The 24,424-nt window shown below is 69.5% G+C and carries 22 protein-coding genes; 20 read left to right on the top strand and 2 right to left on the bottom strand.

The window, feature by feature from the left end; all coding sequences use genetic code 11:
• Window positions 1-3 precede the first annotated feature (3 nt).
• The 7 genes from CMO28_RS11875 to CMO28_RS11845 all read left to right on the top strand — a co-directional run bounded on the left by CMO28_RS11875 (window position 4) and on the right by CMO28_RS11845 (window position 5,757).
• A complete protein-coding gene (locus CMO28_RS11875) occupies window positions 4-1,026 on the top strand; it encodes a branched-chain amino acid ABC transporter permease (RefSeq protein ID WP_296713681.1) in 1,023 nt (340 codons plus the stop codon).
• Entirely contained in the window at window positions 1,019-1,786 is a 768-nt protein-coding gene (locus CMO28_RS11870; RefSeq protein WP_296713679.1) for an ABC transporter ATP-binding protein, read from the top strand. Before CMO28_RS11875 ends, CMO28_RS11870 begins: the two co-directional genes overlap by 8 nt.
• Window positions 1,786-2,481 (top strand): ABC transporter ATP-binding protein, encoded by a 696-nt coding sequence (locus CMO28_RS11865; RefSeq protein ID WP_296713678.1) that lies wholly within the window; start codon window positions 1,786-1,788, stop codon window positions 2,479-2,481. Before CMO28_RS11870 ends, CMO28_RS11865 begins: the two co-directional genes overlap by 1 nt.
• Window positions 2,482-2,495: 14 nt before the next feature.
• On the top strand, window positions 2,496-3,443 hold the full coding sequence (locus CMO28_RS11860; protein ID WP_296713676.1) for a carbon-nitrogen hydrolase family protein: 948 nt from the start codon (window positions 2,496-2,498) through the stop codon (window positions 3,441-3,443).
• A gap of 12 nt (window positions 3,444-3,455) precedes the next feature.
• The gene (locus CMO28_RS11855; protein ID WP_296713673.1) at window positions 3,456-4,100 is read left to right on the top strand and encodes a flavin reductase family protein; all 645 of its coding nucleotides are present in this window, start codon (window positions 3,456-3,458) and stop codon (window positions 4,098-4,100) included.
• Window positions 4,097-4,993, top strand: a complete 897-nt coding sequence (locus CMO28_RS11850) for an alpha/beta hydrolase (protein WP_296713671.1) — start codon at window positions 4,097-4,099, stop codon at window positions 4,991-4,993. The genes CMO28_RS11855 and CMO28_RS11850 overlap by 4 nt, the downstream gene beginning before the upstream one ends.
• A 119-nt stretch (window positions 4,994-5,112) precedes the next feature.
• On the top strand, window positions 5,113-5,757 hold the full coding sequence (locus CMO28_RS11845; protein ID WP_296713669.1) for a hypothetical protein: 645 nt from the start codon (window positions 5,113-5,115) through the stop codon (window positions 5,755-5,757).
• Between the two features lie 23 nt (window positions 5,758-5,780).
• Here the strand turns inward: CMO28_RS11845 and CMO28_RS11840 are convergent, their stop codons facing one another.
• A complete protein-coding gene (locus CMO28_RS11840) occupies window positions 5,781-6,485 on the bottom strand; it encodes a cyclic nucleotide-binding domain-containing protein (protein WP_296713667.1) in 705 nt (234 codons plus the stop codon).
• Window positions 6,486-6,731: 246 nt separating this feature from the next.
• Between CMO28_RS11840 and CMO28_RS11835 the strand changes: the two genes are divergently transcribed.
• The 12 genes from CMO28_RS11835 to CMO28_RS11780 are packed head-to-tail and all read left to right on the top strand — an operon-like array spanning window position 6,732 to window position 22,321.
• Entirely contained in the window at window positions 6,732-9,425 is a 2,694-nt protein-coding gene (locus CMO28_RS11835; protein WP_322111332.1) for an MFS transporter, read from the top strand.
• Between the two features lie 27 nt (window positions 9,426-9,452).
• Window positions 9,453-13,193, top strand: a complete 3,741-nt coding sequence (locus tag CMO28_RS11830; protein ID WP_296713664.1) for a nitrate reductase subunit alpha — start codon at window positions 9,453-9,455, stop codon at window positions 13,191-13,193.
• Entirely contained in the window at window positions 13,190-14,728 is a 1,539-nt protein-coding gene (gene narH, locus CMO28_RS11825) for a nitrate reductase subunit beta (protein WP_296713662.1), read from the top strand. Before CMO28_RS11830 ends, narH begins: the two co-directional genes overlap by 4 nt.
• A 4-nt stretch (window positions 14,729-14,732) precedes the next feature.
• A complete protein-coding gene (narJ, locus tag CMO28_RS11820) occupies window positions 14,733-15,464 on the top strand; it encodes a nitrate reductase molybdenum cofactor assembly chaperone (protein WP_296713660.1) in 732 nt (243 codons plus the stop codon).
• Window positions 15,464-16,219, top strand: coding sequence for a respiratory nitrate reductase subunit gamma (narI, locus tag CMO28_RS11815; protein ID WP_296713659.1), 756 nt, complete (start codon window positions 15,464-15,466; stop codon window positions 16,217-16,219). Before narJ ends, narI begins: the two co-directional genes overlap by 1 nt.
• 12 nt (window positions 16,220-16,231) lie before the next feature.
• A complete protein-coding gene (locus CMO28_RS11810) occupies window positions 16,232-17,122 on the top strand; it encodes a peptidylprolyl isomerase (protein WP_296713657.1) in 891 nt (296 codons plus the stop codon).
• 47 nt (window positions 17,123-17,169) lie between these two features.
• Complete coding sequence (locus CMO28_RS11805) at window positions 17,170-17,724, top strand: hemerythrin domain-containing protein (protein WP_296713656.1); 555 nt, start codon at window positions 17,170-17,172, stop codon at window positions 17,722-17,724.
• Complete coding sequence (glp, locus tag CMO28_RS11800) at window positions 17,721-18,992, top strand: gephyrin-like molybdotransferase Glp (protein WP_296713654.1); 1,272 nt, start codon at window positions 17,721-17,723, stop codon at window positions 18,990-18,992. The genes CMO28_RS11805 and glp overlap by 4 nt, the downstream gene beginning before the upstream one ends.
• Entirely contained in the window at window positions 18,989-19,516 is a 528-nt protein-coding gene (locus tag CMO28_RS11795) for a DUF2478 domain-containing protein (protein WP_296713652.1), read from the top strand. The genes glp and CMO28_RS11795 overlap by 4 nt, the downstream gene beginning before the upstream one ends.
• The gene (gene moaA, locus CMO28_RS11790) at window positions 19,513-20,559 is read left to right on the top strand and encodes a GTP 3',8-cyclase MoaA (protein ID WP_296713651.1); all 1,047 of its coding nucleotides are present in this window, start codon (window positions 19,513-19,515) and stop codon (window positions 20,557-20,559) included. Before CMO28_RS11795 ends, moaA begins: the two co-directional genes overlap by 4 nt.
• Before the next feature lie 27 nt (window positions 20,560-20,586).
• On the top strand, window positions 20,587-21,093 hold the full coding sequence (mog, locus tag CMO28_RS11785) for a molybdopterin adenylyltransferase (protein WP_296713649.1): 507 nt from the start codon (window positions 20,587-20,589) through the stop codon (window positions 21,091-21,093).
• 19 nt (window positions 21,094-21,112) lie between these two features.
• Entirely contained in the window at window positions 21,113-22,321 is a 1,209-nt protein-coding gene (locus CMO28_RS11780) for an NnrS family protein (protein ID WP_296713648.1), read from the top strand.
• Between the two features lie 9 nt (window positions 22,322-22,330).
• Here CMO28_RS11780 and CMO28_RS11775 read toward each other — a convergent pair whose 3' ends face one another.
• Window positions 22,331-23,815, bottom strand: coding sequence for a sensor domain-containing diguanylate cyclase (locus CMO28_RS11775; RefSeq protein WP_296713647.1), 1,485 nt, complete (start codon window positions 23,813-23,815; stop codon window positions 22,331-22,333).
• Window positions 23,816-24,029: 214 nt separating this feature from the next.
• On the opposite strand from CMO28_RS11775, the gene CMO28_RS11770 reads away from it, so the two are divergent.
• A complete protein-coding gene (locus CMO28_RS11770; RefSeq protein ID WP_296713645.1) occupies window positions 24,030-24,422 on the top strand; it encodes a hypothetical protein in 393 nt (130 codons plus the stop codon).
• Window positions 24,423-24,424: the final 2 nt, after the last annotated feature.

Below are 24,424 nucleotides of genomic sequence, written 5' to 3'. Positions count from 1 at the left end.
CCCATGTCCGACAGCCTTACCCATAGCGCGGCAGCGGCGACCGCACCCCGCCCGGGCCCCGGGCGGCGGCTGGTGGTCCATGGCCTGGGCCTTGCCGTCTTCGCCGCCATGCCGCTTGTCGCCGCCGCGGTCGGCGACCCCTTCGTCGTCAGCCTGTTCACCCGCTTCCTGATCTATGCCATCGCCGCGGTGGCGCTGGATCTGGTGATGGGCTATGGCGCGCTGATCAGCTTCGGCCATGCCGCCTTCTTCGGGCTGGGCGGCTATGTGGTCGGCATCATTGCCCATCACGCCGCCGAAACCGGCACGATCTTCGGGATTGCCACCAGCAATTCGGCACTGGTGGTCTGGCCGGTCGCGATCGGCCTGTCGGCCCTGCTGGCCCTGATCATCGGCGCCCTGTCGCTGCGCACCCAGGGCGTGCAGTTCATCATGATCACCCTCGCCTTCGGCCAGATGGTCTATTTCATGCTGGTCTCGCTGGAGGTCTATGGCGGCGATGACGGGCTGCTGATCATGGAGCGCAACACCCTGCCGGGGATCGACCTCTCCGACCCGACGGTCTTCTACTATCTCTGCCTCGCCGTCCTTGCCGGCTGGCTGCTGCTCTGCCGGCGGCTGGTGGGGTCGCGTTTCGGCATGGTGCTGCGCGGGCTGAAGCAGAACGAGCGCCGGGCGGTCAATCTGGGCTTCGCGCCGCTGCCGCACCGCCTGGCCGCTTTCGTGATCTCGGGTGCCGGCACCGGCTTTGCCGGCGTGCTCTGGGCCAATTACGCGCTCTATGTCAGCCCCGACATGGCCGCCTGGTCCAAATCGGGCGAATTCATGTCGATCGTGATCCTGGGCGGGGTCGGCACGCTGTTCGGGCCGGTGATCGGCGCTGCGGTGTTCCTGGGCCTGGAACAGCTGCTGGCGATCTGGACCGAACACTGGATGCTGGTGATGGGGCCGGTGCTGGTGGCGGTGGTGCTGTTCGCCCGCCGCGGCCTGTATGGTTTCCTGGTGGGGGAGAGGTCCCATGACTGACGCCACCGCAGCCGAACTGCCCCGGCTGATGATCGAGGGGCTGCACAAGCGTTTCGGCGCCGTCGCCGCCACGGCCGGTGTCGATCTGGAGGTGCGCCCGCGCGAGCTGCACGCCCTGATCGGCCCGAACGGCGCCGGCAAGACCACGCTGATTTCCCAGATCGCCGGCGAGATCTTCCCCGATCAGGGCCGGATCCTGATCGACGGCCGCGACGTCACCCGCATGGCCGCCCATGCCCGGGCCGGCCAGGGGCTGGCGCGGTCGTTCCAGATCACCCAGCTGTTCACCGATTTTACCGCCCTCGACAATGTCGCCATGGCGATCCAGGCCCGGCAGGGCGGCAACTGGCGCTGTTTCGGATCGGCCCGGCAGGACCGGAGCCTGCGCGAGCCGGCGATGACCCACCTCACCGCGGTCGGCCTGGGTCACCGCGCCGATGAGGTGGTGGCGGATCTCGCCCATGGCGAATGCCGGCAGCTGGAACTGGCGGTGGCGCTGGCCGCCGAGGCGTCACTGCTGCTGCTGGACGAGCCGATGGCCGGGCTCGGCCCCGAAGAGAGCCGGCAGATGACCCGGATCCTGCAGGGGCTGAAGGGCCGCTATGCCATCCTGCTGGTCGAACACGACATGGATGCGGTCTTCGCGCTGGCAGATCGGGTGACGGTGCTGGTCTATGGCCGCACCCTGTTCACCGGCACGCCCGACGAGGTCCGCGCCCATCCCGAGGTGCGGGCCGCCTATCTGGGAGACGGTGTCTGATGCTGAAGGTCGATGGTCTGGAAGCCGGCTATGGCCGCTCGCAGGTGCTGTTCGGCATGACGCTGGCGGCCGAAGAGGGCGAGGTCGTCTCGCTGGTCGGCCGCAACGGCATGGGCAAGACCACCACGGTCAACACGCTGATGGGCCTGCTGCCGGTGCGCCGCGGCCGGATCGGCTTCGACGGCGCCGACATCGCCGGCCGCGCCCCCAACCGCATTGCCCGCGCCGGCATCGGCCTGGTGCCGGAAGGAAGGCGGGTCTTCGCCTCGCTGTCGGTGGAAGAAAACCTGGTCGCCACCGCCCGCCGCGGCGCCGGGACCCGCTGGGGCCTGGCCGATGTCTTCGGCCTGTTCCCGCGCCTGCAGGAACGCCGCCGGCAATCGGCGCGCACGCTGTCGGGCGGCGAACAGCAGATGCTGGCGATCGGCCGCGCGCTGCTCACCAACCCCCGCCTGCTGATCCTGGACGAAGCGACCGAGGGGCTGGCGCCGATCATCCGCCAGGAAATTTGGGCCTGTCTCGGCCGGCTGAAGGCCGAGGGCCAGACCATTCTGGTGATCGACAAGAACCTGAAGGAGATGGCCCGCCTGGTCGACCGCCATCACCTGATCGAGAAGGGCCGCGTGGTCTGGGCGGGCTCCCCTGAGGCGCTCGCACAGGAACCCGATCTCGCCCATCGCCATCTCGGCCTCTGACGGAGCCTTTGCCGATGTCCTCTCCCCTTCCCTTCCTGGCCGGCGTCGCCCAGATCGGCGCCGATCCCTTCGATCCCATGGCCTCGGCCGCGAAGGTCGCAGCCAACATCCGCCGCGCCGCAGGTAGCGGCGTCGCCCTGCTGGTCTTCCCCGAAGCCTGTATCGGCGGCTATCCCAAGGGCGCCAGCTTCTCGACGCCGGTCGGCATGCGCCTGCCCGAGGGCCGCGAAGCCTTCCGTCGCTATCACGAGGCTGCCATCGACCTTCACGGCCCCGAACTGGCGCTGGTGGCCGAGGCCGCGGCGGAAACCGGCATGGTGGTGGTGCTGGGCGTGATCGAGCGCGACGGCGGCACGCTCTACTGCACGGCGCTCACCTTCGACGGCGCGCACGGGCTGGCCGGCCGGCACCGCAAGCTGATGCCGACCGCGGCCGAACGGCTGATCTGGGGCTTCGGCGACGGCTCGACCATGGAGGCGGTGCCAACCCGCCTCGGCACGGTCGGTGCGGTGATCTGCTGGGAGAACTACATGCCGGCGCTGCGCATGCACATGTACGCGCAGGGCGTGACGCTCTACTGTGCCCCCACCGCAGACGATCGCGACAGCTGGCTCTCCTCCATGCGTCATATCGCGCTCGAAGGCCGCTGCTTCGTGCTCACCGCCTGCCAGTTCATCCGCCGCGGCGCCTATCCCGCCGATTATGACTGCGCGCTGGGTGACGATCCCGAAACCGTGCTGATGCGCGGCGGCAGCGCGATCGTGGGGCCGCTCGGCCAGGTTCTGGCCGGGCCGGATTTCGAGGGCGAGACGGTGCTCACCGCCCGGATCGACCCGGCGGAGATCCTGCGCGGCAAGTATGATTTCGATGCCACCGGCCATTACGCCCGCCCCGACATCTTCCGGCTGGAGGTCGACACGGCGGCGAAGCCCGCGGTGCTGCGCCGCGACGGCGGGCTCTGAGGGACGGATCGGATGGAGTTCGATTTCGCAACGCTCGACACCGCCCACCGCTACAAGGTACTGGCCTCGACCGTGGTGCCGCGGCCGATCGCCTGGGTGACCAGCCGGGCCGCCGACGGCACCGCCAATGCCGCCCCCTACAGCTTCTTCAACGTGATGGGATCGAACCCGCCGGTGGTGGCGCTGGGCATCCTGGCCCGCCCCGACGGCACGCTGAAAGACACGGCGGCGAACATCGTCGCAGGGGGTGCTTTCATCGTCCACCTGGTCTCGGAAGATCTGGCACCGGCGATGAACCTGACCTGCATCGACGCGCCGCCCGGGGTGGACGAGATTGCGCTCGCGGGTCTCGCCACCACCCCCGGCACGAAGACCGGGCTGCCGCGGCTGGTGGATGCTCCGGTCGCCTTCGAATGCGTCAGCCGCGCCGCCATCGCCACCGGCCCGTCGCAGATGCTGGTGGTCGGCGAGGTGCTGGCCGCGCATGTCCGCGACGATGCCGTGCTCGATGCCGGCCGCTGCCATTTCGCCACCGAACGGCTGGGCCTGGTCGCGCGCATGCACGGCGCCGGCTGGTATGACCGCGCCGGCACCGACATGTTCCAGCTCGACCGGCCCGTCTGGGCCGACCGCCTGTTTGCGGAGACCGGATCTTGACCACCCTTACGCCCACCGACCGCCTCTGGCGCGGCTTCGACCGCGCAGGCCTGGACCATCAGTATGATGCCCGCGCCACCGTCGCCGATTACGAGGCCGAGGCCCGGGCCTATGCCGAAGACAGTGTGGCCGCGATGACGACCCTCGACCGGCGCGCCGATCTGGTCTTCGATCCGGCCTCGGGTTCGGCGCTCGACCTCTACCCGGCCGCGGGGCCGGGGCCGCATCCGGTGTTCGTCTGGGTGCATGGCGGCTATTGGCGGGCGCTTTCCAAACAGGAAAACGCCTTCGTCGCCCCGGCGCTGGTGGCGGCCGGGATCAGCGTCGCGGTGATCGACTACACCCTTGCCCCGGCGGCGGCGCTGGAAGAGATCACCCGCCAGACCCGGGCGGCGGTCGGCTGGATCCACCACAACGCCGCCGCGCAGGGCCTGGATGCCAACCGGATCTTCGTCGGCGGCTCTTCGGCCGGCGGGCATCTGACCGGCATGCTGCTTGCCGCAGACGGCTGGCGGGCTGAGGCGGGGCTGCCGCAGGACGTGATCAAGGGCGCGGTGTCGCTGAGCGGGCTTTACGACCTGGAGCCGGTGCGGCTCGGCCGGGTCAACGACTGGCTGGGGCTGGATGCGCCCCGCGCCCGACGGTTGAGCCCGCTGCATCTGCTGCCCACCGATCCGGCCGATGGTTGCCCGCTGATCGTCTCTTACGGCGGATCGGAAACGGCCGAATTCAAGCGCCAGACCGACGACTATCTGGCCGCCTGGACCGGTCATGGCCATCCGGGCCGGTTCGTGGCCATGGAGGACTGCAACCATTTCGACATTGCCCGCCGGCTGGGCACGCCCGGCACACCGCTGGCCGAGGCTGCGATCCGCCTGATCTGCGGAACCTGATCCATGGGGGCTGGCCCGCGGCATCCGACCTTCCGGAGTGGCATCCGCGGCCGGCCGCGGGCATGATGCGGGTCTGGCACGACTATGCCCAAGACCATCGGGAAGGAAAGGTCCGCATCATGATCGACTGGATGGAGAAGGCGCGCCGGCTGCAGGATTTCTACGCCGGCCGGCTGTCCGCCGACGAGGCCGAGGCCCTGCGCCGCGATCTGGGCTGGCCGGCGCTGATGCCCATGAACCTCTCCGGTGCCGGCATGCAGGATGCCTGGACCCGCGGCCTTGCCGCCAACAAGGCGATGTTCGACGCCATGACCGCGGCCCCCGGCGGCCTGCCCGATCCGGCCCGGATGGGGGCCGCCGCCATGGCCATGGCGGCGGCAGCAGCCCCGGCGATGGAGGCCTGGCGCCAGGCTGCCGCCGGCACGCTGCGCGGCTTCGGCGGCTTCGAGAGCACGGCACAGCCGGCGCCAGAAGCCCCGGCCGAGAGGCCGGCCTCGGCGCCCGAGGCGGCACCCGCCGCCAAACCCGCGCCAGCTGCGGAGATCGAGACCTGGCGGCAGCGGCTGGACGCCCTGAACCGGGAGCTTCAGACGGCGGTGGCGACGCTGCGCAGCCTGCAGGAAGCGCCCGATGCCGATCCCGCGGCGGTCGAGGCGACGCTGAAGCGGCTGCAGGAGCTGAATGCGGCAGCCACCGAGGCCATGCAGGGCTATCACGCCGCTTTGGCGGCAGGGGCAGCGGGGCCCGGCGCGGGGAAAGGCTGACGGGCGGACGCGCCGCGCAGCCGTCAGAAGATATCCTCGTCGACGTCGATCAGCACGCTTGGCCGGCAGAACCGCTTCACCGCCTCGATGTCGGTGATGTCGATGGTGTTGCCGTCGACCCCGACCCCGTATTTCTTCAGGGCCGCGAAGCTGCGCGACAGGTTTTCGGGCGTCATGCCCAGAAGCGAGGCGAGCGTCTTCTTGTCATAGGGCAGGACCACACGGCCGGTGGCGCCCTGGGCGTCGTTCTGGATCAGCAGCCGCGCCGCCAGCCGCTCGGTGCCCGACCGCAGCTTCAAGGCCTTGTATTCCTTGACCATGGTCCGGAACCCCACCGCGAGTTCGGTGACGATGGCGCGGGCGAAGGCGGCATCCTTTTCAAAGGCCGCGCGGATGTTCTCGGACGGGATCATCAGCAGGCGCGACACTTCGGTGGTGCGGGCCGACATCAGATAGACCGCGTCGCGGATCACCGCCGCCAGGATGAAGGATCTGACCGGCCGGACCATGGCGAGCGTGGTCTCGCGCGCGGCATGGCGGCTGAACAGCTCCACGCAGCCTTCGACCACGATGTACAGGAAATCCGCCGGCTCCCCCTCGAAGATCAGATCGACCTGGCGGGGGAAGCGTTGCAGATAGGCCGCGTTCATCAGCTCGGAGAAGTTCTCCGGTTCCATGCTCCGGAACAGCGGCAGCGCACGCACCTCCGGCAGGTCATTCGCTCGCATGACGGTCCTCTTGATTTTTATCAAGCCCTGCTTTGACGGACATATACCGCGGGGATGCGCGCCTGTAAATCACAGAACCACGACAATCAATTTCCAGTCCTTCATAATCATAAGGGCAATTTATTTCGGAACATGAAGCCACGCTTCTTGATCTGGATCAACATTCGATCCGGATACGGGGCCTAACGTCGGCGCATCCCCACATGCGGGCCACGGATGGCCTGCCAATCCAGGTGGATGACTTCGATGCAGGCACCCGGCACCCCCGTCCCGAAACAGGCGGGCCGGATACTCGGCATGAGTACTCTGGCTTTCACCACATCCTTTGCCGTCTGGACGATCTTCTCGATCATCGGAATCCGCATCCAGCAGGAGCTGGGGCTGACCGATACCCAGTTCGGCCTCCTCGCCGGCACCCCCATCCTGACCGGGTCGCTGGTGCGCATCGTGCTGGGCGTCTGGGCCGACCAGTATGGCGGGCGCACCGTCTTTGCGCTGACCATGCTGGCGGCGGCGGCGGCGACCGCCCTGCTCTCGCTGGCCGACAGCTACGAAACCATGCTGCTGGCCGCCCTCGGCGTGGGCCTCGCCGGCGGCACCTTCGCGGTCGGCGTCGCCTATGTCTCCAAATGGTATCCGCGCGGCCGCCAGGGCACGGCGCTCGGCATCTTCGGTGCCGGCAATGTCGGCGCGGCGGTGACCAAATTCGTCGCCCCCTTCGTGATGGTCGCCTTCGGCTGGACCACGGTCGCCCTGGTCTGGGCGGCGGCGCTGGCGGTGATGGCGGTGGTGTTCTGGCTGACCACGGCCGACGATCCTGAAACCGTCGCCCGCCGTGCGCGGGGCGAACGGCCGCGCAGCGCCTTTCTGGAACTGGCGCCGCTGAAGCGGCTGCAGGTCTGGCGGTTCGCGCTCTACTACTTCTTCGTCTTCGGGGCCTTCGTGTCGCTGGCGCTGTGGCTGCCGCATTATCTGGTGGGCGTCTACGGGCTCGACATCAAGACCGCCGGCATGCTCGCCGCCTTCTATTCCGTGCCGGCCAGCGTCTTCCGGGCCTATGGCGGCCATCTGTCGGACCGCAAGGGCGCGCGCACGATCATGTACTGGACCTTCGGGGTCTCGGTCATCGTCACCTTCATGCTGTCCTATCCGCCGACCGACTACGTCATCCACGGTCTGGCCGGCCCGATCGCCTTTTCCACCAGCATGGGCCTCGTGCCCTTCGTGATCCTGATCTTCGTGCTGGGCTTCTTCATGTCGCTGGGCAAGGCGGCGGTCTACAAGCACATCCCCGTCTACTATCCGGACAATGTCGGCGCGGTCGGCGGCCTGGTCGGCCTGATCGGCGGCCTGGGCGGCTTCATCCTGCCGCTCACCTTCGGCGTGATGCTCGACCTGACGGGCATCTGGACCAGCTGCTTCATGCTGCTGTTCGCGATCGTCGCGGTCGCCTTCGTCTGGATGCATCTCTCGATCCGGCAGATGGAGCGCCAGGCGCTCGCCACCGAACTCGACGCCCTGCCCGAGCTGCCGGAAATGCGCGAAATCCACGGGCCCGCCCAGCGCGCCCAGACCAGCCGGGTGATCGAGGACTGGCGGCCGGAAGATCCGGATTTCTGGAAGACCACCGGCCGGCGCATTGCCCGGCGCAATCTCTGGATCTCCATTCCCTGCCTGCTGCTCGCCTTCGCGGTCTGGATGGTGTGGAGCATGGTGGTGGCCAAGCTGCCGGCGATCGGTTTCGCCTATTCGACCGAACAGCTGTTCTGGCTCGCCGCCCTGCCCGGCCTGTCGGGCGCCACGCTCCGGATCTTCTACGCCTTCATGGTACCGGTCTTCGGCGGACGGCTGTGGACCACGCTCTCCACCGCGTCGCTGCTGATCCCGGCCTTCGGCATCGGCTATGCCGTGCAGAACCCCGAAACCCCCTATCTGATCTTCCTGGTCCTTGCCCTGCTCTGCGGCTTCGGTGGCGGCAACTTCGCCTCGTCGATGGCCAATATCAGCTTCTTCTTCCCGAAGAGCGAGAAGGGCAACGCCCTCGCCCTCAATGCCGGGCTCGGCAATCTGGGCGTCAGCGTGATGCAGTTCCTGGTGCCGCTGGTCATCACCATGGGCGTGTTCGGCGCCATGGGCGGCGATGCCCGGCCGACCGCGGCGGGCGAGGCGCTGTGGCTGCAGAATGCCGGCTTCGTCTGGGTGCCCTTCATCCTGGTCGCGACCGTCGCCGCCTGGTTCGGCATGAACGACATCGCCTCGGCCAGGGCCTCGTTCCGCGATCAGGCCGCGATCTTCGGCCGCTCGCACACCTGGATCATGTGCTGGCTCTATACCGGTACCTTCGGTTCGTTCATCGGCTATGCCGCCGCCTTCCCCCTGCTCACCCGCACCCAGTTCCCCGAAATCGACGCGCTGCAGTTCGTCTTCCTGGGCCCGCTGGTCGGCGCATTGTCGCGGGCCGGCACCGGCTGGATCTCCGACCGCTTCGGCGGCGGCCGGGTCACCCTCTGGACCTTCGTGCTGATGATCGCAGGCACGGCCGGCGTCGTCTGGTTCCTGGACATGAAGGATCAGCCGGGCGCGTTCTGGGGCTTCTTCGCGATGTTCATGGTGCTGTTCTTCGCGACCGGCATCGGCAACGCCTCCACCTTCCAGATGATCCCCGTGATCATGCGCACGGTGATCGACCGCACCGCCCCGGCCAGCCTCGCCCCGGCAGAGCGGTTGCGCCAGGCCGAACGCGAATCCGCCGCGATCATCGGCTTCACCTCGGCCATCGCCGCCTATGGCGCCTTCTTCATCCCCAAAGCCTATGGCAGCTCGATCGCCATCACCGGCGGTGCCGAAGCGGCACTTCTGGGCTTCCTCGGCTTCTACGTCACCTGCGTCGCCGTCACCTGGTTCTTCTACACCCGGAAGAACGCCCCGGTGCGCTGCTGAGCCGCCGCACGCAAGGAATTCGTCCCGATGAGCCATCTCCTCGACCGCCTCAACTTCCTGTCAGAGAAGACCGTCGGCCGGTTCTCGAACGGCCACGGCGTCACCACCACCGAAAGCCGCGCCTGGGAAGACGCCTATCGCAAGCGCTGGCAGCACGACAAGATCGTGCGCTCCACCCATGGCGTGAACTGCACGGGTTCGTGCTCGTGGAAGATCTACGTCAAGGGCGGCATCGTCACCTGGGAAACCCAGCAGACCGACTATCCCCGCACCCGGCCCGACCTGCCCAACCACGAACCCCGCGGCTGTTCGCGCGGCGCCAGCTACAGCTGGTACATGTATTCGGCCAACCGGGTGAAGCATCCGCTGATCCGCGGCCGGCTGCTCAAGGCCTGGCGCGCCGCCCGCGCCAGCCTGCCGCCGGTGGCGGCCTGGGCCTCGATCGTGAACGACCCGGCGGCCCGCGCCTCTTACACGAAGCTCCGCGGCCTGGGCGGCTTCGTGCGGGCCGACTGGGAGGAGGTGAACGAGATCATCGCCGCCGCCAATGCCCACACCGTCAAGGCCCATGGCCCCGACCGGGTGATCGGCTTCTCGCCGATCCCGGCGATGTCGATGGTCTCCTACGCTGCGGGCTCGCGCTATCTGTCGCTGCTGGGCGGGGTGTGCCTGTCGTTCTACGACTGGTATTGCGACCTGCCGCCGGCCTCGCCGATGACCTGGGGCGAGCAGACCGACGTGCCGGAATCGGCCGACTGGTACAATGCCGGCTTCCTGATGCTCTGGGGATCGAACGTGCCCCAGACCCGCACGCCCGACGCCCATTTCTATACCGAGGTGCGCTATAAGGGCGCCAAATCGGTGGTGGTCTCGCCCGACTATTCCGAGGCGGCCAAATTCGCCGATCTCTGGCTGCACCCCAAGCAGGGCACCGATGCGGCGCTGGCCATGGCGCTGGGCCATGTGGTGCTGCGCGAATTCCATCTGGACCGCACCACGCCCTATTTCGAGGACTATTGCCGGCGCTACACCGACATGCCGATGCTGGTGCGGCTGGAGCGCCGCGGCGACCGGCTGGTTCCGGGCCGGCTGCTGCGCGCCTCGGATTTCGAAGGCGGTCTGGGCGAGACGGCGAATACCGAGTGGAAGACGGTGGCACTCGACCGCCGCTCGGGAGAGATCGTGGTGCCGCAGGGCTCCGCCGGCTTCCGCTGGGGGGATGCCGGCCGCTGGAACCTGGAGCCGCGCGACGGCCGGGGCCGCGAGATCGAACCGGTGATGACCCTGCTGGCAGGCCCGCTGTATGACGAGGTGGTCGAGGTCGGCTTCCCCTATTTCGGCAACCGCAAGCACGACCATTTCGAAGGCACCGATCATGCCGACGTGCTGGACCGCCGGGTGCCGGCGCGGCGGGTGCGGCTGGCCGACGGCGAGGCGCTGGTCGCCACCGTCTTCGACCTGCTGGTCGCCAATTACGGCCTGGATCGCGGCCTGGGCGGCGCCAGTGTCGCCCGCGACTACGATCTGAACGAGCCCTATACCCCCGCCTGGGCGGAGCGCATCACCGGCGTGCCGCGCGGCCATATCATCACGGTGGCGCGCGAATTCGCCCGCAATGCCGAAAAGACCAATGGCCGGTCGATGGTCATCCTGGGCGCCGGGCTGAACCACTGGTACCACATGGACATGAACTATCGGGGGATCATCAATCTCCTGATCATGTGCGGCTGCATCGGCCAGTCCGGCGGCGGCTGGAGCCATTATGTCGGCCAGGAAAAGCTCAGGCCGCAGACCGGCTGGCTGCCGCTCGCCTTCGGGCTGGACTGGAACCGGCCGCCGCGGCAGATGAACGGCACGTCCTTCTTCTATGCCCATACCGATCAGTGGCGCTATGAAACGCTCGACGTCGCCTCGATCCTGTCGCCGACGGCGCCTGAGGGCGACTGGGCAGGCAGCCTGATCGACTACAACATCCGCGCCGAGCGCATGGGCTGGCTGCCGTCGGCCCCCCAGCTCGCCACCAACCCGCTGACGCTCGCCGCCGCCGCAGGCAAGGCCGGCCGGGGGGTCAAAGACTACATCGTCGACGGCCTGGCCGACGGCTCGCTGAAGATGTCGGCCGAAGATCCGGATGCGCCCGAGAACTGGCCGCGCAACCTGTTCGTCTGGCGCTCCAACCTGCTCGGCTCGTCGGGCAAGGGCCATGAATACTTCCTGAAGCACCTGCTCGGCACCTCGCATGGCGTGCTCGGCAAGGATCTGGGCGAAGAGGGCCGGCGGCGCTCGACCGAGGCGGCGTGGCACGACCGGGCGCCCGAAGGCAAGCTCGACCTGCTGGTCACGCTCGACTTCCGCATGTCGACCACCTGCGTCTATTCCGACATCGTTCTGCCCACCGCCACCTGGTACGAGAAGAACGACCTCAACACCTCGGACATGCATCCCTTCATCCACCCGCTGTCGGCCGCCGCCGATCCGGCCTGGGAGGCGCGGAGCGACTGGGAGATCTTCAAGGGCCTGGCGCGCGCCTTCTCGAAAGTGGCGCCCGAGGTGTTGGGGGTGGAAACCGATGTCGTGCTGACGCCGATCCTGCACGACACCGCCGGCGAAATGGCCCAGCCCTTCGACGTGCATGACTGGAAGCGTGCGGGTGCTAAGCCGGAACCCGGCCGCACCGCGCCGCAGATCGCGGTGGTGGAGCGCGACTATCCGGGGCTCTATGACCGCTTCACCGCCCTCGGGCCGTTGATGGACACGCTCGGCAATGGCGGCAAGGGCATCGGCTGGAAGACCAGCCACGAGGTCGAGGCGCTGGGCCGGCTGAACGGCACCTGGCCCGAGGGCCGCAGCACGGCCGGACGGCCGCGGATCGAGACCGATATCGACGCGACCGAAGTCATCCTGATGCTGGCGCCCGAGACCAATGGCGAGGTGGCGGTGAAGGCCTGGGAAGCGCTGTCGAAGGCCACCGGCCGCGACCATGCCCATCTGGCCCTGCCCAAGGAAGACGAGAAGATCCGCTTCCGCGACATCGTCGCCCAGCCGCGCAAGATCATCTCGTCGCCCACCTGGTCGGGCATCGAGTCGGAAAGCGTCTGCTACAACGCCGGCTATACCAATGTCCACGAGCTGATCCCCTGGCGCACGCTGACCGGCCGTCAGCAGCTCTACCAGGATCATCTCTGGATGCGGGCCTTCGGCGAGGGCTTCTGCCTCTACCGGCCGCCGATCGACACCCGGTCGATCGATCCGGTGATCCGCGAGAAGGATGACGGCACGCCGCAGGTGGTGCTGAACTTCATCACCCCGCACCAGAAATGGGGCATCCACTCCACCTATTCCGACAATCTGCTGATGCTGACGCTCAATCGCGGCGGGCCGGTGGTCTGGATGTCCGAGACCGATGCCGCCCGGGCCGGCATCACCGACAACGACTGGGTGGAGGTCTACAACGCCAATGGCGCGCTGGTCGCGCGGGCGGTCGTGTCCCAGCGCATGAAGCAGGGCACGCTGTATATGTACCACGCCCAGGAAAAGATCGTGAATACGCCGGGATCGAAGGTCACCGGCCAGCGCGGCGGCATCCACAACTCGGTGACCCGCGCCATCACCAAGCCGACACACATGATCGGCGGCTATGTGCAGCAGTCTTACGGCTTCAATTACTACGGCACGGTCGGCTCCAACCGCGACGAATTCGTTGTCGTCCGGCGGCTGGACAAGATCGACTGGCTGGAAGGGCCGTATCGTGAGGAGGCGGCGGAATGAAAGTCAGAGCACAGGTCGGCATGGTCCTCAATCTGGACAAATGCATCGGCTGCCACACCTGTTCGGTGACCTGCAAGAACGTGTGGACGAACCGCGAGGGCGTGGAATACGCCTGGTTCAACAATGTCGAGACCAAGCCGGGCATCGGCTATCCCAAGGACTGGGAGAACCAGAAGCGCTGGAACGGCGGCTGGACCCGCACCTCCGACGGCCGCATACGGCCGCGCATGGGCGCCAAATGGCGGGTGCTGGCCAAGATCTTCGCCAACCCCGACCTGCCCGAGATCGACGACTATTACGAACCGTTCGATTTCGACTATGGCCATCTCCAGACTGCGGGCGAGGTGCAGGCCTCGCCCACCGCGCGGCCGCGCTCTCTGGTGACGGGCGAGCGGATGGAGAAGATCGTCTGGGGGCCGAACTGGGAAGAGATCCTGGGCGGCGAATTCGCCAGGCGGTCGGCCGACTACAACTTCGCCGAGGTGGAGAAGGAGATCTACGGGGCCTTCGAGAACACCTTCATGATGTATCTGCCCCGGCTTTGCGAACACTGCCTGAACCCGACCTGCGTCGCCGCCTGCCCCTCGGGCGCGATCTACAAGCGCGACGAGGACGGCATCGTCCTGATCGACCAGGAAAAATGCCGCGGCTGGCGGATGTGCGTCTCGGGCTGCCCCTACAAGAAGATCTATTACAACTGGTCTTCGGGCAAATCCGAGAAATGCGTCTTCTGCTATCCGCGCATCGAGGCGGGCCAGCCGACCGTCTGCTCCGAAACCTGCGTCGGCCGCATCCGCTATCTGGGGGTGCTGCTCTATGACGCCGACCGGATCGAGGCCGCGGCGGCGACACCCGACGAGGGCGATCTCTACGAGGCGCAGCTGTCGATCTTCCTGGACCCGAACGACCCCGAGGTGATCGCCCAGGCCCGGCGCGACGGCGTGCCCGAGGCCTGGCTCGAAGCCGCGCGGCATTCGCCGGTCTGGAAGATGGCGATGGACTGGAAGATCGCCTTCCCGCTCCACCCCGAATACCGGACCCTGCCGATGGTCTGGTACGTGCCGCCGCTGTCGCCGATCCAGTCCGCCGCCGATGCCGGCCGGATCGGCATGGACGGCCAGATGCCCGATGTCTCGTCGCTGCGCATCCCCGTGCGCTATCTCGCCAACCTGCTGACCGCCGGCCGCGAACAGCCGGGGATCACGGCGCTGAAGCGCATGCTGGCCATGCGCGGCTATATGCGCGCCAAGACCATCGACGGCGTGCGCGACGAGGCGCTGGCCCGCTCGGTCGGGCTGAACGGTGCGCTGATCGAGGACATGTACCGGATCATGGCGATCGCGAATTACGAAGACCGCTTCGTGATCCCGACCAGCCATCGCGAGATCGGCGAGGACGCCTATGACGTCCGCGGCTCCTGCGGCTTCTCGTTCGGCAATGGCTGTTCGGGCGGCACCAGCGGTGTCGACCTGTTCGGGGCGAAGCGCACCCGCACGGTCCACACCCCCACCGACGTCTTCCGCGGGGAGGCCTGACGCCATGTCCCGGATCTTCAAGATCGCCTCGGTGCTGCTCACCTATCCGACGCCGGAGCTTCAGGCCGCAGCGCCGGAGCTTCGCGCCGCCATCGCGGCCGAAGCGGGCCTTCCGGCCGCATTGCGCGCGGCGGTCGACGCGCTGGTCGGCACGATCGCCGATCGCGACATCTATGCGGCGCAGGAAGACTATGTCCTGCTCTTCGACCGCACCCGGTCGCTGTCGCTGAACCTGTTCGAGCATGTCCATGGCGAAAGCCGCGACCGTGGCCAGGCGATGGTCGATCTGCTCGGCATGTACGAGGCGGCGGGTTTCGTGCTCGGCGCCCGCGAGCTGCCGGATCACCTGCCGGCCTTCCTTGAATACCTCTCGACCCGCAGCGCGGCCGAGGCCACGGAGCTGGCGGGCGGCATCGGCCATATCGTCGAAGCCCTGCACGAACGGCTGATCACCCGCAACAGCCCCTATGCCGCGATCTTCGCCGCGCTGATCGCGGCCGGCGCCACCGCCGAAGATCGCGAGGCGGTCGCGATGGTGATGGGCCTGCCCGATGACGACCCGACCGATCTGGCCGCCCTCGACCAGGTCTGGGAAGAAGACGCCGTGCGCTTTGCCGGTGCCGCGGCCGGCGAGGGCGACTGCGGCCCCGACCGGCTGCGCCGGCGCCTGCGGGCCGCCGCCCGCCCCGCCGGCGATCCCGTCCCGGCCGATGCCGGAGCAGAGGAGGTTTCGTGATGGCCAGCTACATCCACGGCGCCGTGTTCGGCGTCTATCCCTATGTGGCGCTTGCGGTGCTGATCCTGGGCAGCGCGCTGCGCTATGACCGCGACCCCTATACCTGGCGGTCGGGATCCAGCCAGCTGCTCCGTCGCCGCCAGCTGATCTGGGGCTCGGTGCTGTTCCATCTGGGCGTGCTGGTGATCTTCGCCGGCCATCTGGTCGGGCTGCTGACCCCGATCCAGGTCTTCGACACGCTGGGCATCAGCCATGGCGCCAAACAGCTGCTGGCCATCGTGGCGGGTGGCGTGGCCGGCATCGCGGCGATCATCGGCGCCAGCCTGCTGATCCATCGCCGCTTCTTCGACCCGCGCATCCGCCGCACCTCCAGCACCAGCGATCTGCTGATCATCGTGCTGCTCTGGCTGCAGCTGGCGCTGGGGCTTGCCACCATCCCGGTCTCGCTCGGCCATCTGGACGGCCACGAGATGGTGAAGTTCATGAGCTGGGCGCAGGGCATCTTCACCTTCGACACCGCCGCCGCCGGCTACATCGCCGATGTCCACCCGATCTTCAAGGCGCACCTCTTCCTGGGGCTGACGATCCTGTTGCTCTTCCCTTTCACGCGGCTCGTCCACATGCTCAGCGCCCCCATCCGCTATGTCTGGCGGCCCGGCTATCAGGTGGTCCGCACGCGCCGCCGCCCCGCAGGCCCCGTCACCCCGCCCGCAGCCGCCCGACCCGGAGCCGGCCAGCCCGGCATCACCCGTTGACCGGAGGCAGAGATGGTCGTCATCCGTCAGAGCCCGCGTGCCGCGGCGGCAAGGTCCGCCGCCGCCCGGCATGCCCCCCACGCCGCCAGCCATATGCACATGGCCGACCCCGTCCCCGTATCGGTTGACGGGCGGGACATCCCCGAAGAAGAGATCCGGGCCGAGATGCACAATCATCCGGGTCCCGACCCGGACACCGCCCGCAACGCCGCGGCGCAGGCGCTGGTGATCCGCGAGCTGCTGCTGAACGCCGCCCGGGCCCGCGACATCACAGCCCGCCCCGACACCGACGGCCAGGGCCGGCAGGAGCTGGACGACGAGGCGATGATCCGCGCCCTGCTGGACGCCGAGGTCACCACGCCCCGGGCCGACACGGCCGCCTGCCGGCGCCATTACGACAGCCATCCCGGGCGCTTCACCACCTCGCCGGTCTGGGAGGCGCGGCACATTCTGCTCGCCGCCACAGAGACCGACGCGGCCGGCCGCAAAGCGGCGCGCGAGCGGGCGCAGGCGATCCTGGCCGAGCTGGCGAGCGATCCCGACCGCTTCGCGGACCTCGCCACCGCCTTTTCCGCCTGCCCGTCCCGGGCGGAGGGCGGCCGTCTGGGTCAGCTGGTCCGCGGCTCTACCGTGCCCGAATTCGAAGCGGCGCTCGGCCGGATAAGCCCGGGGGAGATTGCGCCCGCACCGGTCGAGACCCGGTTCGGGGTCCATGTGGTGGCGCTGGACCGCCACCTGCCCGGCGCGGTGCTGCCCTTCGAGGCGGTGGAAGCCCGCATCGCCGCCTGGCTGGAAGCTGCGAGCTGGAGCCGGGGCGTCGCGCAGTTCATCTCGGTGCTGGCCGCGGAGGCCGATATCCGCGGCGTGGCACTGGCAACGGCAGAGGGGCCGCTGGTGCGCTGACCCGGCGGCAGATCCCTGGTGACAGGCAGAGGAGGAGGTGCGGGAGCATGGAAACCGACCGGATCGCCCCTGGCGCCCTGACCGAGGGCCTGCCGCCCACCCTTTTCCTCTCGCCGCTCGACCGGATCTTCGCCGATCATTTCCGCCAGCGGGCGCTGTTCCGCAGCCTCGACCGGATCGCCGCCGGCCCCGAGGTCGAGCCGGCGCTGATCACCGCCGTGATCGGCTTTCTGGCAACCGAGGTCGAACCCCACTGGACGGACGAGGAAGACGACCTCTTCCCCCTGCTCCGCGCCCGGGCGCGCCCCGAAGACAGGATCCGCCGGCTGCTGGCCCGGCTTGCCCGCGACCATGCGGCCGCCCGCAGCGCGCGGGTGGCGATCATCCGCGGCCTGCCCGACCCCGCCACCCGCCGCGACCCCGCTTTCCGCGAGATGCTGACCGGCTTCGCGGCGGATGAGCGCCGGCATCTCTGCCTGGAGAACGCCGTGGTCCTGCCGATTGCGCGGGCCCGGCTCGGCCATCAGGATCTGATGGTGCTGGGCCAGCGCATGGCCGCGCGGCGCGGCGTGCCCATCGCCATGACGGAGTATGTGACATGACCTCCCCCGCGGAGTGCAGCTGCGACGGCCCCGGGCTGCTCGCCCTCGACCAGGCGGTGGCCCGCGCCGTGGCGCTCTGCCGGCCGGTCACCGACACCGACGACGCGCCTCTGGCCGCGGCGGCGGGCCGGATCTCGGCCGCGCCGCTCGTCGCTCCGGAACCGATGCCGCGCTTCGATCATGCCGCGATGGACGGCTATGCCCTCCGTGGCGAAGATCTGGGCGGCAGCGGGCCTTGGCAACTGCCGGTGGCGGGCCTTGCCGCCGCGGGCGGCGCCGCACCGGCGGTGGCGCGCGCACCGCATGCCCTGCGCATCCTGACCGGCGCCCCGATACCCGCGGGTTTCGACCGGGTGGTGATGCAGGAAGACTGCACCGCCGGGGGCGGCATGGTGACCATCCGCCGCGATCCCGGCCCCGGCGCCAATATCCGCCGGGCGGGAGAGGATGCCCGGGCCGGCCAGACCCTGTTTCCGGCCGGGCGGCGGATCGATGCGGTGGCCGTGGCGCTCGCCGCCATCGCCGGCCGGCCGCAGCTGCCGGTGGTACGGCAGATCCGGGTGGGCGTGATGACCCTCGGCGACGAGCTGGTGGCACCGGGCGCCACGCCCGGCCCGGCGGCGATCCATGATTCCAACCGGCCGATGCTGCTGGCGGCGCTGGCGCGGCCCGATGTCGCGGCGGCCGATCTGGGCGCCCTGCCCGACGATCAGGCGGTCATCACCGCCGCCATCACCGATGCCGCGGACCGCTTCGATCTGATCGTTTCCACCGGCGGCGCCTCGGTCGGCGATCGCGATCATCTGAAACCCGCCTTCCTGGCGGCGGGTGGCAGGATCGAAGGCTGGCGGGGGGCGATGAAGCCCGGCAAGCCGGTGATGTTCGGCCGCATCGGCGACGCCGTCTTTCTGGGCCTGCCGGGCAATCCCGTGGCCGCTTTGCTGGGGCTGCGCCTGTTCGGCACGGCGATGATCCGCCGGTTGCAGGGACGCCCGGCCGAACCCGCCCCGGCCATGGCCACCGCCGGCTTCACCCATGCCCGCCGGGCCGGGCGTTGCGAATTCCTGCCGGCCCGTCTCACCTTCGGCCCGCCCGGCACCCCGCCCGCCGTCGTCACCACCGGCGGCAGCGGTGCCGCCCGGCTGGTGCCGCTCGCCACCGCCACGGGCTTTGCCGTCGTTCCCGCCGGCCATGGCGCGGTCGGCCCCGGCGACGCGGTGGGCTGGCTGCCTTTCGCCGAGACCGAGATTTCCGGAGACATGTCATGACCGCCACCGACAGCCCCGCCTTGCGCATGGCCGTGATCCTGGTCGATCGCGGCATTCCCGCCGATGCCGTCTTCGACCGGGTGGCCGCCCGGCTCCGGGCGCAAGGCCTGCGGGTCGGCGGCCTGGTCCAGCGCGAGGGGCCGGCCCCCGAAGGCTGCTGTGCCGCCATGGATCTGGAAGAGCTGGACAGCGGCCGGCTGATCCGGATCTCGCAGGATCTGGGCCCCGGCGCCCGCGGCTGCCGGCTGGACCCGCGCGGCCTGGCCGAGGCGGCGATCGCGGCCGAAACCGCGCTGGCCCGCGGGCTCGACCTGCTGGTCATCAACCGCTTCGGCAAGGGCGAGGCCGATGGCGGCGGGCTGCGCGCGGTGATGGCCGCCGCACTCGATGCCGGCGTGCCGGTGTTGACCGCCGTCCGCCCGCCCTATGCCGAGGCCTGCACCGCCTTCCATGGCGGCATGGCCGCAGAGCTGCCGGCCGACGAGGCCGCCGTGCTCGCCTGGTTCGCGGAGACCGGATCATGAGCATCCTCCACCCGCCACCGCCCCTGTCGGGCGTGGCAGACGCGGCCCGCGGCTGCCCGCTGATCGACAGCTTCGGCCGCCAGATCCGCTATCTGCGGCTCTCGGTCACCGATCGTTGCGATCTGCGCTGCGTCTATTGCCTGCCGGCGCAGGCGCGCTTTCTGCCGCGCGCCGCCATCCCTTCGCTCGACGAGCTGGCGACGCTCGCCGATGTCTTCATCACGGCCGGGATCCGCCGCATCCGCCTCACCGGTGGCGAACCGCTGGTCCGGCGCGGCGTGATGACCCTGGTCGCGCGGCTGGGCGGCCTGGTCGCCCGCGGCATGCTCGACGAACTGACGCTCACCACCAACGGCACCCAGCTCGCCCGCCATGCCGACGCCCTTGCGGCCGCCGGGGTGCGGCGGGTGAACGTTTCGCTCGACAGCCTCGATCCCGGCCGCTTCGCCGCCCTCACCCGCGGCGGCAGGCTGGATCAGGTTCTGGCCGGCATCGACGCGGCGCAGGCCGCCGGGCTGCATGTGAAGCTCAACACCGTGGCGCTGGCGGGCGAGATCGAGCACGAGATCGACCGGCTGATCCGCTTCGCCCATGGCCGGGGCATGGACCTGACCCTGATCGAGGTGATGCCGCTGGGCGAGACCGGCGCCGATCGCCGCGACCAGCATCTGCCGCTCGGCCACGTCCGTGCCGAACTTGCGCGCCGCTGGACGCTGACCGACCTGCCCGACCGCACGGCCGGCCCGGCACGTTATGTCCGCATCGCCGAAACCGGCGGCCGGCTCGGCTTCATCACCCCGCTCAGCCACAATTTCTGCGAAAGCTGCGACCGGGTGCGGGTATCGGCCACCGGCCGGCTCTATACCTGCCTCGGCCATGACGGCGCGGTCGATCTGCTGCCGGCACTCAGGGCCGGCGGCGCCGCCGCGGCGGAGGACGCGATCCGCCGGGCGCTGCTGCTCAAGCCCCGCGGCCACGACTTCGTCGTCGACCGCACCTGCGTGCAGGGCATCGGCCGCCATATGGCGGCGCTCGGCGGCTGAGGCGCACCCTTTCGGAAAGCAACCCTCATGCGCATCGGCATCCTGACCATCTCGGACCGCGCGGCCGACGGCCGCTATCAGGATCAGGGCGGCCCGGCCATCGAGGCCTGGCTCGCCGCCCGGATCACCAGCCCGTGGATACCCGACCGGCGGATCGTGCCCGACGGGATCGAGCCGGTGTCGGCCGCCCTGATCGACCTGGCCGACCGGGCCGGGGCCGGGCTGATCCTGACCACCGGCGGCACCGGGCCCTCACCCCGCGACCTCACCCCCGAAGCCCTTGCCCGGGTGATCGACCGCGAGATGCCGGGCTTCGGTGAGGCGATGCGCGCCGCCAGCCTGAAGACCGTGCCCACCGCCATCCTGTCGCGCCAGACCGCGGGGCTGCGCGGATCGACGCTGATCGTCACCCTGCCCGGCAAACCGGCATCGATCAGTGTCTGTCTCGACGCGGTTTTTCCGGCCATCCCCTGGTGCCTGGAGCTGACCGGAGCCGGGCGGATCGACGCCGCCGGCGCCTTCCGGCCCGCCTGATGCAAGAGAGGACGATCCGATGACCAGCCGCCCCTCCGGCGCCGCCCTCAGGCGGGCGGGACCGCCGATCCTGCACGGTTTCCGCCTGTTCTTCCTCACCGCCTCGATCTGGGCGGTGCTGGCGATGGCGATCTGGGTGCCGCTGCTGCGCGGGATCTTCGCCCTGCCGGGCGGCCTGGGCCCGATCGACTGGCACGCCCATGAAATGGTCTTCGGCTATGTCTTCGCCGTGGTGGCGGGCTTTCTGCTGACGGCGGTGCCCAACTGGACCGGACGCCTGCCGCTGACCGGCCGGCCGATCGCGGTGCTTGGCCTGCTGTGGCTGGCCGGACGCGTCGCCATGGCATCGGCGGGCCTCGCCGGCACAACCGGCCCCTGGATCGCGGCCGGGTTCGATCTCGTCTTTCCGGTGGTTCTGGCGCTCGCGATCGGCCGCGAGATCCTGGCCGCCCGCAACCAGCGCAACCTGAAGGTTCTGGTCCTGCTCGCCCTGCTGATCGCCGCCGATGCCGGGTTTCATGCCGCCCTGATCCTGGAGGCCGATACCCGCCCGTGGCTGCGGGCCGGGCTGGGGGTGACCCTGCTGCTGATCATGCTGGTCGGCGGGCGGATCGTGCCCAGCTTCACCCGCAACTGGCTGGCGAAGCAGCCCGGAACCGGCCCCCTGCCGGTGCCCTTCAACCGCGTCGATGCGGTCTGCATGGCGGTTGCGGCCGTCGCCCTGGCGCTCTGGGCCATTCTGCCGGAGGCGCCGGTCACCGCCTGGGCCGCGCTTATGGCCGGGCTGCTGCACCTGATCCGCCTGTCCCGCTGGGCCGGCTGGCGGACCGGCGGCGAGGCGCTGGTGCTGGTTCTGCACCTCGCCTATGCCTTCGTACCGATCGGGTTCCTGGCCGTCGCGCTGTCGGTTCTGCTGCCGGGCAGCCTTACCCCGCAGGCGGCGCTGCACGCCTGGAGCGCCGGTGCCGTCGGGCTGATGACCCTGGCGGTGATGAGCCGCGCGGCACTCGGCCATGGCGGGCTGCCGCTGACGGCCGGACCCGCCGCATGCACGGCCTATGCCTGCCTGACCGTCGCGGCGCTGGCACGGATCGCCGCCGGCAGCAGCCTTGCCGGCGATCTGGCCATGCCGCTCACCGATCTGGCCGCGGGCTGCTGGATCGCGGGCTTCCTGATGTTCGTCATCGGCTATCGCCGGGTCCTGACCGGCCGCGGCGCAAAGGACTGATCGCGGCGGTCAGGCCATCTCCACCCGGTTGCGGCCGTTCTGCTTGGCGCGGTACATGGCGCGATCGGCCGCGGCAAGCGCCGCCTCCAGCCCGGTGCCATCGGGCGTGACCAGCGCCACCCCCAGGCTGGCCGATCCGCAATAGGTCTCGTCGCCGGGCCCGAGCGGCACCTCGACGCTGCGGATGGCATCGAGCAGCCGCGCGGCGATCCTCCGCGCCTCCACCCCGTCGACATCGGCCAGCAGCACGGCGAATTCCTCGCCGCCGATCCGGCCCAGCAGATCCTCGCGGCGCAGGCTCGCCTGCATCACGCCCGCCAGCCTGGCCAGCACCCGGTCCCCGGCCGGATGCCCCCAGTTGTCGTTGACCCGCTTGAAATGATCGGCATCGACGGTGATCACCGCGGCCGGCCGGCCCTCCCCGGCCAGACGGTCGGTCAATGCCCGCGCCTTCTCCATGAAGGCGGCACGCGCCAGCGTGCCGGTCAGCCCGTCATGGGTGGCGGCATGATGCAGGCGTCCCATCAGCTCTTCGCGGCTGGCGGTGACCGCGACGACGGTGAGCGGTGCCAGCGCGGTGAGGGTGATGCCGATGCGGATCGAGATCATATCCTCGCGCGGGATCGCGGGCGCGAGGTGCACATGCCCCGCCGACACCATCAGCACCATGGCAAGCGCCGAGACCAGAACCAGTACCGCGGTGCCGAACGGCCGGTAGCGCAGCGCGCACCAGAGCAGCGCCGGCACCGGAAAGGTCAGCGCGCCGACACCCCCGACCAGCACGGTGGCGAGCAGCGACAGGGCGAGCGCCGCCGCCGGCGCCCAGCGCCAGGGGTCGGTCTCCGCGGGACGCGGGATCGGGGGCCGGCGCCGGCGTTCGGGGCGGGGCGGCAGGGCCGGGGGCACGGATGGCGCGCCCAGCCGCTCGGGCATGGTCAGGATCACCGGCAGGATGGCCATCACGTTCAGCAGATCGGCACCGAACCAGTTGCCGAAGGCCTGGACAGGCGAGCGGCCGAACAGCACGGCTTCCGCGTGGCAGCCGAGCCCGGCCCCCACCGTCGCGACCGCCAGCGCCGTTCCTGCCAGCGCCACCACGCCCGAAGACCGGGTGAGCGCCAGCTGTTCCGGCGTGAGCCGCCGGAGCAGCAGCACGCCGACCGCAACCCCACCCATATTGGCCGCCGTCATCCACAGGCTGACATCCAGCGGCGATCCGGTGAGATAATCCGCCAGCACATAGCCGATGGCCGCACCCAGCCATCCCGCCGGGCCGGATGTCCCCTTCCAGCGCAGCATCATGCCGAGCAGGATGGCGTTGGCGGGCCAGACCGCCGCAAGAAAGCCCACCGGGCGGGTGAAGATCCCGAACAGCGCCGCGATGAAGATGATCAGAAACACGACCCCCGCCCGGGCGACATGGCGGCGCCAGACCGGCAGCGCTCCGCCCGGCGGCCCTGAGATCCTCGTCCCCTGCGGCGGCATTACCCCCATCCCCCTTATCCGCTGCGGTCGTATAGCGGGGCGTTCTTATCATCGTTTCAGGCAACTTGCCAAAAGCCAGTTGATCATAGATGGCCGGAATGTGACACGTTACGTAGCCCCAGTGCCCTGCGGGCCACAGAGCGACTGGCGCACGGGCATGTCGGCGCGCATGATGCGCTGCAGATCGCGACATTTCAGCAAGCCTGAAGGGACGAGATGCATCATGGACGACGTCACCCGCATGATCCGCCTGCGCGACTATTACGATGGCAAATTGACTGAAAGCGAGGCCGAGGCCCTGACGCGCGAGATCGGCGTCAAGCGTCTGCCGCCCCGCGATCCCGGCAAGGATGCGACAACCAACGCCTTGCTGGCGCTGAACGCCATGGGCGACGAACTCTGGCTGAAGGCGCAGCGCGAAAAGGGACGCCAACTGCGCGAAACCCGCAAGGCCCCGCCCGCAACGGCCCCTGAACCCGAGCCGGTGCCCGCCCACACCACCGGACACTCATCTGGCGGAGAACGCCCGGATGTCGACAGGCTGATGGCCGACATCCGACGCAATGCCGAAGCCCTGATCGCGCGCTTCCGGGCCGGTCAGAAGGATGGCGGCTGATC

Origin of the sequence: Tistrella sp. (assembly GCF_002684955.1) — a bacterium.
Classification (GTDB): Bacteria; Pseudomonadota; Alphaproteobacteria; order Tistrellales; family Tistrellaceae; genus Tistrella; species Tistrella mobilis.
The sequence above is the reverse complement of the archived record's forward strand: the minus strand, read 5'-3'. Positions and strand labels throughout refer to the sequence as shown.

Bases quoted from the DNA above. Each gene is read 5' to 3' on its own strand.
- CMO28_RS11875 (WP_296713681.1), top strand. From the start codon at position 4: ATGTCCGACAGCCTTACCCATAGCGCGGCAGCGGCGACCGCACCCCGC.
- CMO28_RS11780 (WP_296713648.1), top strand. From the start codon at position 21,113: ATGACCAGCCGCCCCTCCGGCGCCGCCCTCAGGCGGGCGGGACCGCCG.
- CMO28_RS11855 (WP_296713673.1), top strand. From the start codon at position 3,456: ATGGAGTTCGATTTCGCAACGCTCGACACCGCCCACCGCTACAAGGTA.
- CMO28_RS11860 (WP_296713676.1), top strand. From the start codon at position 2,496: ATGTCCTCTCCCCTTCCCTTCCTGGCCGGCGTCGCCCAGATCGGCGCC.
- CMO28_RS11810 (WP_296713657.1), top strand. From the start codon at position 16,232: ATGGTCGTCATCCGTCAGAGCCCGCGTGCCGCGGCGGCAAGGTCCGCC.
- CMO28_RS11775 (WP_296713647.1), bottom strand. From the start codon at position 23,815: ATGGGGGTAATGCCGCCGCAGGGGACGAGGATCTCAGGGCCGCCGGGC.
- CMO28_RS11870 (WP_296713679.1), top strand. From the start codon at position 1,019: ATGACTGACGCCACCGCAGCCGAACTGCCCCGGCTGATGATCGAGGGG.
- CMO28_RS11795 (WP_296713652.1), top strand. From the start codon at position 18,989: ATGACCGCCACCGACAGCCCCGCCTTGCGCATGGCCGTGATCCTGGTC.
- CMO28_RS11770 (WP_296713645.1), top strand. From the start codon at position 24,030: ATGGACGACGTCACCCGCATGATCCGCCTGCGCGACTATTACGATGGC.
- CMO28_RS11845 (WP_296713669.1), top strand. From the start codon at position 5,113: ATGATCGACTGGATGGAGAAGGCGCGCCGGCTGCAGGATTTCTACGCC.
- CMO28_RS11865 (WP_296713678.1), top strand. From the start codon at position 1,786: ATGCTGAAGGTCGATGGTCTGGAAGCCGGCTATGGCCGCTCGCAGGTG.
- CMO28_RS11830 (WP_296713664.1), top strand. From the start codon at position 9,453: ATGAGCCATCTCCTCGACCGCCTCAACTTCCTGTCAGAGAAGACCGTC.
- narJ (WP_296713660.1), top strand. From the start codon at position 14,733: ATGTCCCGGATCTTCAAGATCGCCTCGGTGCTGCTCACCTATCCGACG.
- narI (WP_296713659.1), top strand. From the start codon at position 15,464: ATGGCCAGCTACATCCACGGCGCCGTGTTCGGCGTCTATCCCTATGTG.
- narH (WP_296713662.1), top strand. From the start codon at position 13,190: ATGAAAGTCAGAGCACAGGTCGGCATGGTCCTCAATCTGGACAAATGC.
- moaA (WP_296713651.1), top strand. From the start codon at position 19,513: ATGAGCATCCTCCACCCGCCACCGCCCCTGTCGGGCGTGGCAGACGCG.
- CMO28_RS11805 (WP_296713656.1), top strand. From the start codon at position 17,170: ATGGAAACCGACCGGATCGCCCCTGGCGCCCTGACCGAGGGCCTGCCG.
- CMO28_RS11835 (WP_322111332.1), top strand. From the start codon at position 6,732: ATGCAGGCACCCGGCACCCCCGTCCCGAAACAGGCGGGCCGGATACTC.
- glp (WP_296713654.1), top strand. From the start codon at position 17,721: ATGACCTCCCCCGCGGAGTGCAGCTGCGACGGCCCCGGGCTGCTCGCC.
- mog (WP_296713649.1), top strand. From the start codon at position 20,587: ATGCGCATCGGCATCCTGACCATCTCGGACCGCGCGGCCGACGGCCGC.
- CMO28_RS11840 (WP_296713667.1), bottom strand. From the start codon at position 6,485: ATGCGAGCGAATGACCTGCCGGAGGTGCGTGCGCTGCCGCTGTTCCGG.